This window comes from Acinetobacter sp. C26M (assembly GCF_023702675.1).
In the GTDB taxonomy this organism is placed as follows: Bacteria; Pseudomonadota; Gammaproteobacteria; order Pseudomonadales; family Moraxellaceae; genus Acinetobacter.
The window spans coordinates 1,097,035-1,114,332 of sequence record NZ_CP098478.1; the positions used below are offsets into that span (position 1 = coordinate 1,097,035).

Sequence of the window (17,298 nt, forward strand, 5' to 3'; positions counted from 1 at the left end):
TGTGGCTGTTTTAATTGAGGGTATTTCTGTAATTGTTCGTAATGATTCAATTTTCTCAAAATATTATGGTGGTAATGCTGGTTTTTTAAAGTCAGTTAATAAAATGGTTTGGATTTCTGATAGTGAATTAGTGTGTGTTCACTTTATGACTCCAACCGATGCTAAAAAATATGTAGATGTTCTAATTGAAAATGGGTTGGAATTTAAAGATGAAGATAATAATGCAATTGATATTACGATTGTAGATCAATTAAAAGGAAAACTAACAAAAAGCAATTGGATTTTTTGTGGATATACGAATTGGGATGGTAATTCTGATCAAAGAATAATGGTTTGCCAATTGTTAAATTCAAGTTTAGATGAGATTCTGGTTCCAAATAATTGGAAATATGAAGTATCTTTAACGAAACAAGCTTTATTTTTTCGTCCAGATGATATGAAAAAAAGCTTAAGATTTTTAAAAACTGAAAATAATATAGATGTTTTTATAGATACGGAAACAGGTAAAGAATATTTTGTAAGAAGAGAGTAATATCTCATTTATATATGATCTCTATCCATCATTGTATGGTAAAACTTGTATCTAAGAGTTAAATAGAAAGTTTATCTATTGACCCATTTGTCATTTAATACCATATTATAATTTTATATTACTTAAATATATCGCTTTATCTATGAAAAATAAGAAGTTCATTCTAACATTGCTGAGTGTCGTACTTTGTTCAGCATGTAGTACGACATGGCAATGGCAAGAAAATCCGATACATGCTGATTATCTTTCGCAGCTTAATTCTATCTGTATCGAAAATAACTCTAAGGTTAAAATTGACCATTTTCAGGAAATACTCATTAATCGATTAGAAAGTCATCACATTCAAATACAAGTCTTTAATGCTCCATTTAAACCAAATACTTGTGAATTTACGTTGAACTATGATGCAACTGAAGATTACGAAACCGTATTTTTTATCAGTGAGATGACGTTAAAACTGTATAACCGTGCTGGGCAAAGAATAGGGCTGTCTGAATATCATGTCTATCGAGGTGGCGGACTTGATCTCACAAAATATCAAGGTAACGATGTAAAAATTAATCGAGTGGTCGATGGACTTTTAAATTCAAGTAAGAAATAGGATAATTTCTTACTCCGTCCCATCTTCACCCGCCACATAAACAGGCGACATCTGTCTCGCATCAAGAGGCTGGTTGCAACAATCACAAGTTAGGCTTGGGCTGGTCACATGCCCACAGCTTTTGTGCAGATAACGCAATTCGGGAAATTGCTTATTTTCATTTTGCCAAATATTGCCCCATGTACTCATGGTGACAATAATCGGATAGAGTGCTAAACCCTTTTCAGTCAGCTTATACTCATAACGTTTTGGTGCTTCATGATAAAGCACTTTCTCAAAAATCTTGTGCTCCACCAATCGGTTAATACGTTCGGTCAGCAAATGACGGGTGATGCCTAACTGCTTTTGAAAGTCATCAAAACGACGGGTTTTCATAAAGGCATTACGAATAATCAGCAGAGTCCAGCGGTCGCCAAAAATCGACAAAGTCCGTGCAATTGGACAATTCATTTCACCGAGTTCATGCCATTTCATCGCAATACCATCTATATGTCTTTACAGGAAGCAGGCTGTCATTTTAGGACAACTTGAACGATTAAGATATCCGCTTTATTGACAACTTATCATAGCAGCTATATTTTTCAATTAAGTTCTTTTTTGGAACTTAATATTTTGAGATCTATTCTTGAGGTGAGTTATGTCTGCGTCAGCGTTAAAAGAAAAATCAAAGCAAAAGATACCTGCATCATTTCCAGTCCGCCGTATGGATTATGAATTTCAGGATATGCCCAAATACTGGTGTAATAATGAGCCAACCTTTACCCATTATTTCACAGGACTGTCCACCCTATTTCCAGAAGGAGAGTCTTACTTCGTCCGTTCGGTAAGAGCTTTGCGTGATCAAGTCAAAAGCAACTCGCAACTGGATCGTGATATTGGCGCATTCATTGGTCAGGAAGCCATGCACTCCAAAGAGCATCATGCCTTCCATGTCAGTGCACAACAATATGGGTTAGATCCTGAATCATTGGAAAAAGTGACAGGTATCATCCTCAAAGCCATTGAACGAACTTTTCCGAAAAAGTGGAATTTATTGGTCACCGTTGGCTTAGAACATTACACCGCAGTACTGGTGGTGGAGATGATGAAAAACGTCAATGAATTAATGACCGATACCACTATTCGGAATTTATGGTTATGGCACAGTGTGGAAGAAACCGAACACAAAGCGGTTGCCTATGACATGTATGAATATCTCTACGGCAAAGGGCTTGATGCTTATATCCCACGGGTTGCGATTTTTAGCCTGAGTTTGGTCCTTATCACAACCTTCTCGAATGTCTACCAAGTGGTATTGATGTCCAGAGACAAGCAATTACTGAATTTAAAATCGTGGGCTAAATTTGCAGGCTTTACTATGCAGGCCTATCGAAAATTGGTGCCACAATTTTTTTCTTATTATCGTCGTGACTTCCATCCCAATGATACCGATGAGTCTGACATCGTGGCAAAAACCAAAATCAAAATTGGTTTGTCTTCAGAGCAGTCGACTTTCGTGCATTAATAAATTGTAGAGAAAATCATCTGCATGAATGCATCGCCAAAGGAACAAATATCTGTAAGATAAGTTGAGTGAGCGCCAAGCTGCTCACTTATCATCGAGATGAATTCAATAAAAAATGGATAGATAACAATGAGTAAAGTGGTCTTACATCAATGGGAAATTTCACCATTCTGCAAAAAAGTCGCACGGATGTTGCAGTTTAAAGGCATTCCATTTGAAACCGTGAATTATAACGGCGTATTGGGGGCCAAAGTCCCAATGTTGAGTAAAGTCGGCAAAGTCCCTGTGCTGGACATCAACGGACAGCGTATTCAGGACAGTACCCGCATTGCCCGTTATCTGGATGAAGCCTATCCAGATTTGCCACTTTTATATCCTGTAGATCCACTACAAAAAGCCTATGTTGAATTGTGGGAAGACTGGTCGGACGAGTTGTTATATTTCTATGAAGTGTATTTTCGGGTCAGTGATGCTGATGCTTTGAATCATGCGGTGGCAATCAGTGCGGAAGGTCGTCCTAAGCATGAGGTTGTACTGATGAAACCTTTGCTCAAGGCTGCATTGAATATGCAAGTGAAGATGCAAGGTACAGGGCGTATGGCAAAGGCTGATATCGAAGCAGAATTTACACGACACTTAGAGCGTATTGAATTTGTGTTAGGTCAAACGGGCTGGTTGGTCGGTGAAGCCAAAACCATTGCCGATATTGCAGTCGGTTCTCAACTGTTAGAAGTCATACGCACCAGTAAAATCTGGGGGCCAAAAATTAACAGCTATCCGCATATTCAGCACTGGATACAACATTTATGAATCAGGTCAATCGAGATTCGACCCAGCCAACAGGTATTGTGGTTGTGATTGGCGTTGGGGCAGAACAGGGCATTGGTGCAGCGGTGTGTCGCCGTTTTGCCCATGAGCAATTCAAAATATATGTGGTGGGGCGAACGCTCAATAAAGTCGAAAAGGTGGCAGCAACAATTAATGCTCAAGGTGGGCAGGCTATTGCCTATGCACTGGATGCTGAAAATGAGCAACAGCTTCAGACCTTATTTGATCATTTAAGCAATCAGCCAGAAGCTCTGGCAGCAGTGATCCATAATGTCGGTGGCAATATTCCTTCGATCTTTTTACAGAGCAGTTTAAAGTTTTTTAGCCAAATGTGGCGTTCGACCTTTTTATCTGCGGTATTGGTGGCGCAGCGTAGTTTGCCCATTTTTCAAAAACAGCAGCAGGGTACCTTGATTTTTACGGGTGCCAGTGCCTCATTACGAGGGAAACCTTTTTTTGCCGCATTTACCATGGGCAAATCTGCGTTGAGAAGCTATGCCTTAAATTTGGCAGCACTATATCGTCCTCAAAATATCCATGTGGCGCATGTGGTGGTGGATGGCATGGTCGATGGTGATCGTGTCAATAAAGCCTTATGGGGCTTGGGTCGGCTAGCGAGGTTAACCCGTGGCACAGGTGGTTTAAATATTGAGGCAATTGCCGAAAATTACTGGATGCTCTATCAGCAAAATGCTGACTTATGGACGCATGAACTGGATTTACGTCCTTATCAGGAGAAATTCTAAGATGAGTAAGTTGTTACCGCAATGGTTTAAATCCAAACAAAAAACCAAGGGCTGTATTGTAATCGTGGGCAATGCTGTCCAGCAACTGAGTCAACTTTTTGTTGGGCAAGTTCAGTGCGATGCTATGCCTGTTTATCAACTGCAGCATGATGCAACTAAAACCCAGCCACAGATCGAGGCCCAAGTGGAAGGGCTGATCGCTGTTCGACTCAATCTACTTGATGTGGCTGCAGTTAAAAGTGTTATACAGAAGATTCAGAAAGCAGGGCATTTTGTCGATTTATGCATTTTCCAGCCTGACTTTGTGCTGCCAGAAAATAATCATTCCTTGTCCGCTGAACAGCTTGAGAACTATTGGCAAAACACAGGCTTAACGGCAGTGAATATTGCTCAAACCGTGATTCGTCAGATGCTATCCAAACAGCAAGGAACCTTGATTTTTTTAGGGACTCAACAGCCAGTCGAATCGGAGCAGGATTTATTCAGTCAAAGTATGTCTGCCAGTATTCGAGCTTTAGCACAATCCTTAGCTAGGGAGTTCCACCCCAAGGGCATTCATGTGGTGTATTGTGTGGTACCGCATGGGCAAACGGCAAAACATCAATTGATGCAATCGCTGCAACAGACCTGTTGGCATTTGTACCAACAACCTAAATCGACATGGAGTCAGGAACTGCGCTTAGGATTATAAAATCATGCGCATTCAATCATTGGGCTGAAATGCCTCATAGAGCAAACGAATAATGTTTGAAATTTCAGTTTCATTAATGGCGGCATACCCAAAACGGATATGAAAATGCTCATTTGATTGCTGACTTTGCTCGGCAAAATGAGCTTCAGCATCAATATGCAATTGATTCAGTAGCTCGGCATATTCAGCACGATAGGGAAATTTAAATCTGACCCATAAGGCCATGCCACCTAGCGGTGAGTTGAGTTCGACCTGATCTTTAAATACCGCTTGGAAATGATTGAGTGCAAAGTCGCGCCGTTGTTGATAAATCTTGCGCATCTTGCGGATATGGCGTTTGACTTCTCCCTGTTGCATCAGTTCGGCCATCGCCAATTCAGTGATAATATTGCCTTGTTTATCGATCAATAAAATATCCTGATTCATGGCATGGATGATGTCTCGATTGGCGACCACATAGCCAATTCTTAGGCTTGGGGCAAAGACCTTGGACAGCGAACCTATATGAATCACTTTTTCTGCATGCGGTAAGCTGATCAGCGGTGGAATTGGACGGCTGTCATAATGAAATTCGTGATCATAGTCATCTTCAATAATATAGAAATCAGATGCTTTCGACAGTTCCAATAGTTTCAGGCGTCGATCCATCGCCATGGTCACAGTGGTCGGATATTGATGATGTGGTGTGGTATAGATTGCAGCCACAGCATGTTTTTCTAGTATTTCTTCAAGATGCTGGATATCAAGACCGTGTTGATCCAACCGAACTCGCACGATGTGATAATGATGTGATAAAAAGGTTTCAATTGCAGGCGGATAAGACCAGTGTTCCACCACAATCACTTTGCGTGATGAGCTTTGTTTAGCCAGCACACGAGCGGCTAAAAAAATCCCCATTTGGCTACCACGAACCACACAGATATTCTCGATGCTGGTTTTAATAAAGCGTTCCATTGACAGCATTTGCAGCAATGCCTGACGTAACTCAATACTACCTTGTGGATCACCATAACCCATGATTTGCGAACGGGTCACTTGAATCAGGGCATGTCGATAGGCACGGGAAAATAACTCATAAGGGATTAGGCGGATATCTGGAATGCCATCATTTTTAATTGCTACTGGACTGATTGTATTGGATGAAGGATTGAGTTTTTCCACAGCATTTATTTTTTTATGTTTTAACTCAGGCAGATTCTCCGCCACAAAAGTGCCTTGTCGTGGTTTTGAGATCAACCAGCCTTGTGCTTCTAAATCTTCATAAACCGACTGTACGGTTTTACGATTAATTTTTAATTCATCGGCGAGCGAGCGAGAGCCAGATAGGCGTGAACCTGAACTTAACCGACCAGATAGAATCTCTTCAATAATCTGATTGGCTAACTTGAGAAAGATAGTTTTTTCTTCCCGGTCTTCAAGATGAAGACGAATCTTCCATGGCTGCTGCATGTTGGTCTGGACCATATAAGTTTTAAAAACTGGATATTTTAACTCACCCACTGACTTCGTATTCTGCATCTGTCCCATCAACAAATCAACAGTAGCGAGGTGGTCTCATGCAAACGGCATTACTCAGCAAACAGCAATTGATGCAAACTGCGCAGCAGAATATGAATTTGATCCAAGAGGTCAATTACAGTGATCGACAGAAGTTGGCTTTGACCTGTCGTATTTTATTTGATCATGGTCATGATGCAGGCTTGGCAGGGCAAATTACCTGCCGTGCTGAACAAGAAAATACCTTTATCACGCAACGTTTTGGTTTGGGTTTTGACGAAATTACCGCAGCCAATTTATTGGTGGTGGATCAAGATCTCAAACCTTTAGAGCAGCAAGGTATGGCCAACCCAGCTAATCGTTTTCATACCTGGATTTATCAGCAACATCCTGAAGTGAATTGCATTATCCATACCCATCCAACCCATATTGCAGCCTTGTCGATGCTACGTGTGCCACTCGCCATTTCGCAAATGGATACCTGTGCCTTGTATGAAGATTGTTCCTTTGTTGGCGAATGGCCGGGAGTACCTGTCGGTAATGAAGAAGGCATTTTTATTTCCGAAGCTTTAGGAAAAAATCGGGCGGTGTTGCTGTCTCATCACGGTCAATTGGTGGCAGGCAAGAGCATTGAAGAAGCTTGTAATTTAGCGCTGTTGATTGAACGCGCCGCACGTTTGCAACTGTTAGCGATGTCGGCAGGACAGATTCAACCGATTCCGCATGAACTGGCAAAAGAAGCCCATGACTGGCTGTCTACTGATAAGCGTAACAAAGTCAATTTTGCCTATTACGCACGCAAGGCTTTGAAAAACCATCAAGAGTGTATCGAGGAGTAAATAACATGAAAATTGAAGGAATTATTGCTTATCCCGTCACACCATTTAAAGCAGATGGCCAACAACTTGATCTTAATGCTTTGAGCATTAGCTTAAATGCGCTGCTTGAATCACAATGTGATGCGATTGCACCTTTGGGCAGTGCAGGGGAAAGTGCATATTTGTCTTGGCAAGAGTGGCAACAGGTGGCGCAAACCACAATTGAAGTGGTGAATCAGCGTGTTCCTGTGATTGTTGGAATTTCTGAACTGACCACTGCAATGGCGATTCAAAAAGCCAAGAAAGCAGAGCAGTTGGGTGCAGATGTGATTATGGTGATTCCTGTCTCTTACTGGAAACTCACCGATCAAGAAATTTATGATTATTATCAGCAGATTGCCGCATCGGTAAAATTGCCGATCATGGTCTATAACAATCCTGCGACCAGTGGGATTGATATGTCACCTGAGCTGATCGTGAAGATGTTTAATGAGATCGACAATATTTGCATGGTCAAAGACAGCACCGGTGATATTCAGCGTATGCATAAATTTCATGCCTTAAGCCAAGGGGAGTTGCCATTTTATAATGGTTCTAATCCATTGGCGCTAGAAGCCTTCTGTGCTGGAGCAACAGGGTGGTGTACTGCTGCGCCGAATTTGTTGGGCGATCTACCAAAGCAATTGTATGAAGCGATTCAACAAGGTGATCTGTCAAAAGCGCAGGCGATATTTTATCAGCAATTACCTGTGCTGAGTTTTATCGTCAAAGGTGGCTTACCGAAAACAGTAAAATCGGGACTCAATTTACTGGGCTTGTCGGTTGGTGCGCCAAGACCGCCTTTGCAAAGTGCGACAGTGACTGAAATTGAGCAATTAAAAAGCTTGTTACAGGCTGCAGTAAAATAAATATGTTTGAGTCTGGTCGACATCGAGCGACCTGACTTAACTTATATCGTAAGCCGTTTAAATTTGGGTTTGGCGAAACTGGCTAGGTGTAAGGCCACTCCATTTCTTAAAGGCACGGGCAAAGTTGGCAGGTTGTAGATAGCCTAAGTACAGTGCAATATCCTGTACTTCCATCTGCGGATTGAGTAAAAGCTGTTTAGCCTGTTGATATCTGACCTCATCTAATAAACCCAGATAGGAATAACCTGCGTCATCTAACTTTCTTCTTAGAGTTCTGCTGGAGGTATGCAAGCGTTCGGCAATGCTATCTAAACTCGGATAGCCTTTTTGTGGAGTGAGCTGTAATTCGGTTCTAACCCTGAGCCCAATATCTTGAATGGTTTCGGAAAAGCGGATTTGTTCGGCTTCACATTGGGCTAAGGCATGTTGAAAAGCGGTCGGATCGGCCATTTTGGTGGGGAGGTTAAGGATGGCAGCAGGATAACGAATTTGATTGTGAGCTTGATTAAAGCGAACAGTCGGAAGTTGTGGCTGAAATTTTTGATGATAGGACGGTTCAGACCAGTCGACATGCAGTTCAACATCCGAAAAATCATGCTCGGCTAAGGTCAGTGCCGTTTGAACCACGCCAATCATTAGGCATTCATAAAAAAAGCGTCTTAGCATTTCTGCCTGTTCAAGTTGTTGACTGACTACCGGATGAGTTTGTTGAATTTCAATAATGGATTGTTGTTCTTGTTCAGAAAAATCAATTCGGTAATCTTTGAGCCGCATATTAAAAAATTGACTGGCCAATCCAATGGCCTGTTTGAGCGAAGGACTGCTCATTAGCGCATAGCCCATGGAGCCGTGGGCGGTTAAACGAAGTTTGAGTCCATATTCGTACCCCAGACCACAGTCTTGCGCCAGACTTAAACTAACCCATGCCAATTTTGACCATTGGATTGGAGTAATACGGGCATCCACTTGGTGTAGAAGTGCTGAAGGTATTTTGCTTTGGTATAGCAATTCGGATGCAGAAAACCCTTTTTCGACCATGATCTCTAATAATAAGTGTGCATAAGAAATCGGAATACTGGCTTTGGATAAGCCATAGGGATCTTTCATTTTTAGTTTTAAGTTGGCCGAAAATGATTAGCAGTATGTCTGAATTACCGCTCACGCTCAAGTTAAGCATCTTCGATACTTGGGACTATTGTAGAGATCTGAGTATGAATGATGAGCTTAGCACCTCCTTTAAAACATTCGCCCGTGGTGATTACTGGCGCATCGTCCGGTATTGGTGAAGAACTCGCAAAACAATTCGCTGCACTTGGCTATTCGCTTGTTTTAGTTGCGCGACGAGTCGATAAGCTTGAGGCTTTGGCGCTACATTTACGTCAAAAATATCAAGTTGAAGTGATATTACGTCCGTGTGATCTTGCGGATCGTGAGGCAAGGACTCAGTTCCGTCACGAATTGGAACAGCTTGATGTGGCGATTTTATGCAATAACGCAGGCTTTGCTACCTTTGGTCGATTACAAGATCTGAATGCAGATCGTGAACGTGAACAGACCGAGTTAAATGTGGTGGCAGTACAGGATCTGACTTTGTCGGTATTGCCAAACATGATTCAGAAAAGACGAGGTGCCATTCTTATTGTTGGCTCTACCTCGGGGCATCAACCCACACCAGCCAATGCCACTTATGCAGCCAGCAAAGCCTTTGCTAACTCTTTTGCAGAGTCGCTGCATAGCGAACTGAGCGGTACTGGGGTGAGTTGTACCTTATTGGCACCTGGTCCAACCATCACAGGCTTTAATGCGGTGGCAGGGATCAGCAAGATTGATGGAGTTGGCGGCAGTTTGGTTTGGGTGACTGCAGAACGGGTCGCCAAAGAAGCCATTCACGGCATGGCGTGCAATCGCCGTATCGTGATTCCAGGTCTAATCGCACAGGCACAAACGTTGGGTGGGCGATATACCCCACGCATTATTTTATTGCCGATCTTAAAGCAAGTCTTTTCGAGATTAAAAGCATGAGACAGTTGATCAAAGATTTACGCACACCGATAGGTCTCGCCAACTTGGGTAATAAGCTCTATCACAATGCCCAATATTTAACTGCAGTAGTTGAAGTAAATGAGAAGGCAATGGCGCGTTGGCTACCTGCTGGAATGAAGCTGGCGAAACCTGCCAGAGCAGATTTGTTTTGCGCTTATTTTCCTGAAAATGTGTATACAGGGACCTATCACGAAGCGGGATTATTTGTGCATATTCAGGTCGGCAATAAAACGGGGATCTTTTGTCCGTGGATGATACTGGATGATGATCGTGCCATGATTATTGGGCGTGAGTTGCTGGGTTATCCCAAGAAAATCGGGGAAATCAGTTGGGACAATGATGGTTCACGGATTGTCAGTCAAGCATCACGCCGCGGTACGGTCCTGGTTGAAATGGAAGCCAAACTGGGTGAGATACTACAGGATGCGCCGCCCATTTTAGGATTATCGCATCGTAATATCACAGGTGGTCTGGGGCTGGGTTTACCTAGAGAAGTCCGATTCACCCCGAAAGAGCATGTTGTTGAAGTACGTCGTGTCGAGATGAAATTACGCTTTACCGGAACAGTGAATGATCCTTTGCATGAAATGGGATTAGGTCATGTGATGGATGCGCGCTTACATCGAGTGGATTTATCAGGTGGGTTGATTCCGCCGATTCAGATTCCTCGATTACGTACCCCGTTGTTTTTATTGCGTCAATTCAATCCACGGGTTTTATAGAGGATAAATTTAGATTGCAGTAAAGATTTGCTGAGCAATGAAATTAAAAAATGGAATCGAGATCTATCGATCAAAGCATCAGGAACAATGAAAATGGCACAATCAACTTTTACCCATTCACCCTTACAGCAACCGCTACGTTTGGCATGTGGCATTAGCATTCCTAACCGAATTGCAAAATCTGCTATGAGTGAACAATTGGCAGATCGACATGGTTCGCCTACCACGGACTTACAGCAGCTCTATGCGGCATGGGCCAGAGGCGGTACGGGTTTATTAATCACTGGCAATGTCATGGTTGACCATCGTGCCTTTGTTGAGCCAAGAAATGTGGTGCTGGAAGATGAACAATTCTTGCAAGCGCATAAACTTTGGGCCCAAGCAGCGCAGGCCAATGGCAGTAAGATTATTATGCAAATTAATCATCCGGGTCGGGTTGCGGTATTACCTTTATTTAAAAAGCCGATTGCACCTTCAGCAGTAGGCCTAGATTTACCAGCAATGAATCTGATTCGTGTCCCGCGAGTTATATCCGAAGCAGAAATCTTAGAACAAATCCAGCGTTTTGCCAGCACAGCGGCATTGGCAGTGCAGGCCGGCTTTGACGGGGTACAAGTCCATGCGGCACATGGCTATTTGTTATCACAATTTTTATCGCCTTTGGCCAATACCCGTACCGATCAATGGGGCGGGAATCCAGAAAATCGTCGTCGTATCTTGATTGAAACAGTTCGAGCTGTGCGTCTGGCCATTGGCAAAAATAAAATCCTCAGTGTCAAACTGAATTCTGCCGATTTCCAGAAAGGCGGGCTGAGTCAGGAGGAGTCACTGCACATTGCTCTAGCATTAGAAGCTGAGGGTATAGATTTATTGGAAGTGTCTGGGGGCAATTATGAATCTCCAGCGCAACTAGGCTATGCCCCTGATCGTCAGGTACAGCGCGATGCTTATTTTCTGGATTATGCCACCGCATTGCGCCAACAGAGTCAATTGCCATTGATATTGACTGGTGGGCTACGCGATGTAGACGTAATGAATCGTTTAGTGAGCGATGGCACGGTGGATGTCGTCGGTTTAGCTCGTCCTTTTGCTTTACAGCCCGACTTAGCCAAACAGCTCTTGGCAGGGCAATCAGTTAATGAAGCTGCAAAAATCCCAACTGTTGGCTATAAGCCTATCGATGCTTATCTGCAATTGGCTTGGCATGCAGCTCAATTCCGCCGTATTAGTCGTGGTCAACAACCGAAGGCGATTAAGGATTTCATCCGTACTTTACTGGCATTTGGACCACGGATGGGCTTTAACATTTTGACGCAGGATTAATGCCTAAGGTCTTGTAGATAAGGAGTTCTTTTATGCGTGGATTCATCAAACAAAACCATCGTATTATTCCTCGACGCCCTGTATTTTATTTTACAGAAACACCGAGCCATTGGATTTATGACGATCCTTTGGCATCACAGATCCTTAATGTTATCAATCCCATTACTCCTGCGCCTGAACGCTGGTTCTGTCAGACTTTTCGAGATGCATTGCCATTGATTCAAGATGAACCATTAAAAGCAGCAGTCATGGCTTTTATTAAGCAGGAAGGGGCGCACAGTTATGGACACACCTTGGGCACGCGACATATTGAAGCGTTGGGGATTGATCTGAGTCAATATGGCAAACTGATGAACTGGATATTTCATGACATGTTGGGGCAGAAGCCATTCGGTTTTGAGCTGCATCACTCAGGCTTGAAACAGACATGGTTACATACCCGCCTTGCCATGGTTGCCGCTGCGGAACATCTCACGGGGGTATTAGGGCATTGGGTACTCAATGCACAAGGTTTACAACAAGCACCTGTCGATGAGGAAATGCTACGCCTATTGCAGTGGCATGGTGCTGAAGAAGTAGAGCATCGTGAAGTCGCCGATGCCCTATTTCGGCATTTAAGTAATAACATACTGCTACGCACAGCGACGGCTGCTGTTACTTTTCCTTTATTTATTATATTGGCTTATGTCGCTGTGGAAACTTTGGTCGCAAAAGATCCGCAATTACCACAGCGTTTTCGCATTAAAGATTATTTGCGTGCCGCACGATAGGATCGCGTGCCGCGTGTGGGTTATGTCTTGGCTGCTTGCTTACGCTATTTTAATCCCGAACATAGCCCGTTACATGAAGGTTCAACAGCGCAGGCATTGGCTTATTTAAATCAAATGCCAGCATTTAAGTAGGCATACATCACAAGTCTAGGCATGCTGTTAAGCGATGCCTGCCATCATCATTTGAATTGCAGCATCGCTATATCTTTTTAACAGATCAGGGTCCTCAGGTGCAGATAAGAATTTAAATGCGCCTGCGATAATCATGCCGACAATGGCATGTCCAGTCATTTCGGTGTCCAGATCAGCTTTTAAATAACCGCACTTCACCCCATTTTTTAAATAGTCTGCGGTGAGCAGGCCACCGAGGTGCAGCAGATTATGCACTTGGGCCGTCATTTCTTTATCAATCGAGGTCGCTTCAAGCAAAATCAAACGTACCGCACGTGGATTGTCTTTGGCAAATTCCTGAAATTTACTGGAAATCCTTTCGCATTGGATGCGATAAGCCTCCAGTGTGGATACCGCATCTGGCGCATTTTCATCGGCCAATAAGGCGGTTATTTTGAACATAGTATCGACAATGACTTTATCCAGAATGTCTCTTTTATTCTCAAAATGACGATAGAAAGTGCCGTGACCAATACCCAGTCTTTTGGCAATGTCAGAGATCGCGGTTTGATGATAACCGCGTTCAGAAAATTCCAAAAAAGCAGCTTCAATAATTTCTGCTTGTAATTGAATACGTTGGCGTTCAGCACGCGATAGAGTTGTTTGATCATTCATGGCAAAAATTTTATCAGAACTTTATCGGAAATACGATAAACAAAATTAACCAAAATTGACACTTCATTCCGTAAATGACATTATGTTCCGAATTGGTGATTTTTTGACTAGCGAAAGGAACTGGACATGGGGAAAAAATACAGTTTTTTAAACAAAGTGGTGTTGATCACAGGTGGTGGGCGAGGGATTGGCCTAGCCACTGCCGTTGCCTTTAGAAAACTTGGTGCCAAAGTGGCGATTGGCGATATTGATCTGGAGTTGGCACAACAAGCCGCTACGAAAGTGCAAGGCTTTGGCGGCTATTTGGATGTACGAGTGCAAAATTCATTTCATGAATTGATTGTGCAAATTGAAAAGCAACTGGGTCCCATCGATATCTTGGTCAACAACGCTGGCATTATGCCAATGGGGGCGATGGTCGAGGAAAGCCAAGCCATCACCGATGCGCAAATTGATATCAACTTGCGTGGGGTGATTCATGGCATGAAAGCAGTATTGCCCAAAATGCTGGCACGACAAACAGGGCATATCGTCAATGTCGCCTCTCTGGCAGGTAAATATCCGATTCCGGGGGCCAGCATTTATTGCGCGACGAAATTTGCTGTGGTGGGTTTAACCGCATCGATGCAACAAGAGCTTAGAGACACGCCGATTGGCTTATCGGCAGTGCTACCATCCAAAGTCTTGACTGAATTGTCATCTGGTACGGGGGACAGTTTGCCGATTCCGACGGTAGAACCGCAAGATGTGGCGAATGCGATTATTCAAGCCATCGCACATAATCTAGCTGAAATTGCAGTGCCGAATTATTTAACCCATACCCCGAAAGCTTATGGGTTGGTGCCGCATTGGCTCAATACAGGTTTCCGAAAACTGATCGGGGATGACCGTATTTTAAAAGGCTTGGATCAGAATGATCGCAAAGCATATAGCCAACGTTTAAGCCAATTGGCACAGACAAAATAAGGATTAAAACTCATGGCGAAGATCGAAAAATTTCATGTGGCGATTATCGGGGCTGGCTTTGCAGGGATTGGAGCCGCCATTAAATTACAGCAAGCGGGTTTTACAGATTTTGTGGTTTTGGAAAAAGCAGATGAAATTGGCGGTGTCTGGCGTGCCAACACCTATCCAGGTTGTGCTTGTGATGTGCCGTCGGCGTTATATTCTTATTCTTTTGCACCGAATCCACAATGGAGTCGGGTGTTTGCGCAGCAGCAAGAAATTAAGACCTATATACAAAATGTTGCACAGCAATTTGATGTGAAAAAGTATGTGCGCTTTGGCTATGAAATGCTGGAAAGTGCTTGGGATGATCAGGCCAAACATTGGGTGGTGAAAACCAATCAAGGTCTCATCCATGCCCGTTTTGCGATTATGGCGGGTGGGCCAATGCATCAACCTGTACTCCCTAAAATTAAAGGTTTAGAGACATTTAAAGGGGCTCAGTTCCACTCGGCAGAATGGAATCATGCTTTTGACCTAAACGGTAAAAAGGTTGCGGTTATTGGTGCAGGAGCATCTGCGATTCAATTTGTACCTGAGATTCAACCCCAAGTTGAGAAACTCACTTTGCTACAGCGTACCCCACAATGGGTATTGCCCAAAATGGATCAAAGTCTACCAAAACTTGCTCAGGCACTGTTTAAAGTACTTCCAGTCACTCAGCGTTTAACCCGTTATGGTGTTTATGGTGTATTCGAATCGTTAAATTCCAGTATGCATCATCCAAAATTGGTCAGTCAGATTGAACGCTTAGCCAAATTAAATATTCGCTTAGGGGTAAAAGACCCTGTGTTACGAGAAAAACTATTGCCTGACTTTACCATTGGTTGCAAACGGGTATTACAGTCTAATCAATGGTATCCAGCATTGGCAAAACCGAATGTAGAGGTGTTGCGCTGTGGGGTAGAGGAAGTACGTGGCAATACGCTAATCGCCAGTGATGGATCGGAGCATGAGGTTGATGCAATTATTTTTGGCACAGGCTTTGAAGTCAGTAATCCTCCGATTGCCAAACAGATCCGTAATAAACATGGCAAAAGCATGGATGAAGTATGGCAAGGCAGCGCCAAAGGCTACCTCGGTACAGTGGTTGAAGGTTGCCCAAATGCCTTTGTCATGTTTGGTCCCAATATTGCGGTCAGCTCTTCGGCATTGATTATCATTGAAGCACAACTGGCGTATATCTTGGACATGCTGAAAAAAGTACAGGCACAGCAGATTGAAACTGTTGAAATTCGTGCTGAGGTATTGGAACAATACAATGATGAAATCCAAGCGGCATTAAAAAATACGGTCTGGAATACCGGTGGATGCAGCAGCTACTTTATCGATCGGAATGGTCGTAACAGTACCTTATGGCCGTGGACTACTTTTGAGATGCGTGCTCGTTTAGCGCAATGTGATCTTCACGATTATGTACTTGGTTTTACTGAGTCTAAAACTGATAAAAAAGCCAGTTAAATGATGACTCGGTGATGCTATCGACAGGAGCACAAAATGCAGCAACAGATAATCGAAACAGGCGTAAAAATGAGTTTGCGGCTGAGTTTTAAGCTGGCTAGTGGTCTGGCTTTACCTTTTCCGATCTTGCGTGGCGCAATGGAGATTGGATCACGCATTTTTAAACCCAGAGCCGATGTTGCTATACAGCAGATTAAATTAAGAGATGCACGGGATCAACGTATTGTTCCCGTCGAAGTGGCAAGGCCTGTGGATGAGGTGCAAGGGGTATTATTGCATTGTCATGGCGGTGCTTTTTTTGCAGGTTCATCACGAACCCATCGCGCACTTGCTACCGAATTGGCTGCACGGGCCAAGGTCAACGTGTATACGCTGGATTATCGACGTGCACCTGAACATCCTTATCCAGCGGCATTGGAGGATGTGAAGTCGGTCTATCAACATTTATTGAGTGATGGCTGGAAGCCAGAGCAAATTATCTTAGGTGGTGACTCTGGTGGATGTGCTTTGGCCTTAGCATTCGCGGTGGAATTAAGAGAGGCAGGACAAATTTTGCCATCTGGAATGGTGATGATATCACCCTATGTCGATATCACCTTAAGCTCGGCTTCAGTATTTAAAAATGCCAAACGAGATCCGATGATTCGCGCCTATGCCTTAAAACGGGGTGGGGATGGATATCGCGGGAAATTACGAACTAATGATCCACGTATTTCACCTATTTTTGCTGATTTAAATAGTCTTCCACCGCTATTGATTCAAGCAGGCAGCGAAGAAATTCTCGTGGATGATGCGATCAATCTGGCCAAGCGTGCCCAACAAGAGGGTGTGCAGGTTCATCTACATGTTTATGAAAATATGTGGCATAACTTTCAGATGTTTAATCGCTTTGTGCAAAAATCTGAACAGGCCTTAGATGAGATTGGCGACTTTATTCAAGCGACATTGGCAAAGACATAAGCCTCACGTTCTAGACTTTTTAAACGGTTCATTTTAATTTTTAACATTTATATAAATCGCTGACTGGTATTAAAAATACATAGTGAAGAATAAGACATAAAAT

General features: G+C 43.2%; 18 protein-coding genes and 1 pseudogene. 15 read left to right on the top strand and 4 right to left on the bottom strand.

Going from position 1 to position 17,298, the window contains the following annotated elements; translation table 11 throughout:
* Position 1: 1 nt before the first annotated feature.
* Positions 2-532, top strand: a complete 531-nt coding sequence (locus NDN11_RS04985; protein ID WP_251110940.1) for a hypothetical protein — start codon at positions 2-4, stop codon at positions 530-532.
* 142 nt (positions 533-674) lie between these two features.
* Positions 675-1,133 (top strand): Sbal_3080 family lipoprotein, encoded by a 459-nt coding sequence (locus NDN11_RS04990; RefSeq protein WP_251110941.1) that lies wholly within the window; start codon positions 675-677, stop codon positions 1,131-1,133.
* Positions 1,134-1,142: 9 nt separating this feature from the next.
* Here the strand turns inward: NDN11_RS04990 and NDN11_RS04995 are convergent, their stop codons facing one another.
* Complete coding sequence (locus NDN11_RS04995) at positions 1,143-1,607, bottom strand: winged helix-turn-helix transcriptional regulator (RefSeq protein WP_251110942.1); 465 nt, start codon at positions 1,605-1,607, stop codon at positions 1,143-1,145.
* Positions 1,608-1,770: 163 nt separating this feature from the next.
* Between NDN11_RS04995 and NDN11_RS05000 the strand changes: the two genes are divergently transcribed.
* The 4 genes from NDN11_RS05000 to NDN11_RS05015 all read left to right on the top strand — a co-directional run bounded on the left by NDN11_RS05000 (position 1,771) and on the right by NDN11_RS05015 (position 4,902).
* A complete protein-coding gene (locus tag NDN11_RS05000; RefSeq protein ID WP_251110943.1) occupies positions 1,771-2,637 on the top strand; it encodes a metal-dependent hydrolase in 867 nt (288 codons plus the stop codon).
* A gap of 129 nt (positions 2,638-2,766) precedes the next feature.
* Positions 2,767-3,447, top strand: a complete 681-nt coding sequence (locus tag NDN11_RS05005) for a glutathione S-transferase family protein (RefSeq protein ID WP_251110944.1) — start codon at positions 2,767-2,769, stop codon at positions 3,445-3,447.
* Positions 3,444-4,211 (top strand): SDR family NAD(P)-dependent oxidoreductase, encoded by a 768-nt coding sequence (locus tag NDN11_RS05010; protein WP_251110945.1) that lies wholly within the window; start codon positions 3,444-3,446, stop codon positions 4,209-4,211. Before NDN11_RS05005 ends, NDN11_RS05010 begins: the two co-directional genes overlap by 4 nt.
* A gap of 1 nt (position 4,212) precedes the next feature.
* A complete protein-coding gene (locus NDN11_RS05015; RefSeq protein ID WP_251110946.1) occupies positions 4,213-4,902 on the top strand; it encodes an SDR family NAD(P)-dependent oxidoreductase in 690 nt (229 codons plus the stop codon).
* Between the two features lie 12 nt (positions 4,903-4,914).
* On the opposite strand, the gene pdxR is transcribed toward NDN11_RS05015, so the two are convergent.
* A complete protein-coding gene (pdxR, locus tag NDN11_RS05020; protein ID WP_251110947.1) occupies positions 4,915-6,420 on the bottom strand; it encodes a MocR-like pyridoxine biosynthesis transcription factor PdxR in 1,506 nt (501 codons plus the stop codon).
* Between the two features lie 38 nt (positions 6,421-6,458).
* Here pdxR and NDN11_RS05025 point away from each other — a divergent pair, with 38 nt between their 5' ends.
* Positions 6,459-7,238 (top strand): aldolase, encoded by a 780-nt coding sequence (locus tag NDN11_RS05025; RefSeq protein WP_251110948.1) that lies wholly within the window; start codon positions 6,459-6,461, stop codon positions 7,236-7,238.
* Positions 7,239-7,243: 5 nt separating this feature from the next.
* Complete coding sequence (locus NDN11_RS05030; RefSeq protein ID WP_251110949.1) at positions 7,244-8,125, top strand: dihydrodipicolinate synthase family protein; 882 nt, start codon at positions 7,244-7,246, stop codon at positions 8,123-8,125.
* 57 nt (positions 8,126-8,182) lie between these two features.
* Here NDN11_RS05030 and NDN11_RS05035 read toward each other — a convergent pair whose 3' ends face one another.
* On the bottom strand, positions 8,183-9,232 hold the full coding sequence (locus tag NDN11_RS05035) for an AraC family transcriptional regulator (RefSeq protein ID WP_251110950.1): 1,050 nt from the start codon (positions 9,230-9,232) through the stop codon (positions 8,183-8,185).
* A 111-nt stretch (positions 9,233-9,343) separates the two neighbouring features.
* On the opposite strand from NDN11_RS05035, the gene NDN11_RS05040 reads away from it, so the two are divergent.
* The 4 genes and pseudogenes from NDN11_RS05040 to NDN11_RS05055 all read left to right on the top strand — a co-directional run bounded on the left by NDN11_RS05040 (position 9,344) and on the right by NDN11_RS05055 (position 13,115).
* Positions 9,344-10,147 carry an SDR family NAD(P)-dependent oxidoreductase gene (locus tag NDN11_RS05040; protein WP_251111493.1) on the top strand — a complete coding sequence of 268 codons (804 nt, stop codon included), beginning with the start codon at positions 9,344-9,346 and terminating at the stop codon, positions 10,145-10,147.
* Entirely contained in the window at positions 10,144-10,890 is a 747-nt protein-coding gene (locus NDN11_RS05045) for an acetoacetate decarboxylase family protein (protein ID WP_251110951.1), read from the top strand. Before NDN11_RS05040 ends, NDN11_RS05045 begins: the two co-directional genes overlap by 4 nt.
* A 93-nt stretch (positions 10,891-10,983) precedes the next feature.
* Positions 10,984-12,213 (top strand): NADH:flavin oxidoreductase/NADH oxidase family protein, encoded by a 1,230-nt coding sequence (locus NDN11_RS05050; RefSeq protein WP_251110952.1) that lies wholly within the window; start codon positions 10,984-10,986, stop codon positions 12,211-12,213.
* 32 nt (positions 12,214-12,245) lie between these two features.
* Positions 12,246-13,115, top strand: a pseudogene (locus NDN11_RS05055) (metal-dependent hydrolase).
* Between the two features lie 27 nt (positions 13,116-13,142).
* Here NDN11_RS05055 and NDN11_RS05060 read toward each other — a convergent pair.
* Positions 13,143-13,769 (bottom strand): TetR/AcrR family transcriptional regulator, encoded by a 627-nt coding sequence (locus NDN11_RS05060; RefSeq protein ID WP_167248077.1) that lies wholly within the window; start codon positions 13,767-13,769, stop codon positions 13,143-13,145.
* A 126-nt stretch (positions 13,770-13,895) separates the two neighbouring features.
* On the opposite strand from NDN11_RS05060, the gene NDN11_RS05065 reads away from it, so the two are divergent.
* From NDN11_RS05065 to NDN11_RS05075, 3 genes are read left to right on the top strand one after another with little or no spacing between them, the layout of a single operon-like run.
* Entirely contained in the window at positions 13,896-14,735 is an 840-nt protein-coding gene (locus NDN11_RS05065) for an SDR family oxidoreductase (RefSeq protein WP_251110953.1), read from the top strand.
* 12 nt (positions 14,736-14,747) lie between these two features.
* Positions 14,748-16,235 (top strand): flavin-containing monooxygenase, encoded by a 1,488-nt coding sequence (locus tag NDN11_RS05070; protein WP_251110954.1) that lies wholly within the window; start codon positions 14,748-14,750, stop codon positions 16,233-16,235.
* 36 nt (positions 16,236-16,271) lie between these two features.
* Complete coding sequence (locus NDN11_RS05075; protein ID WP_251110955.1) at positions 16,272-17,195, top strand: alpha/beta hydrolase; 924 nt, start codon at positions 16,272-16,274, stop codon at positions 17,193-17,195.
* The last annotated feature ends 103 nt before the right edge of the window (positions 17,196-17,298 follow it).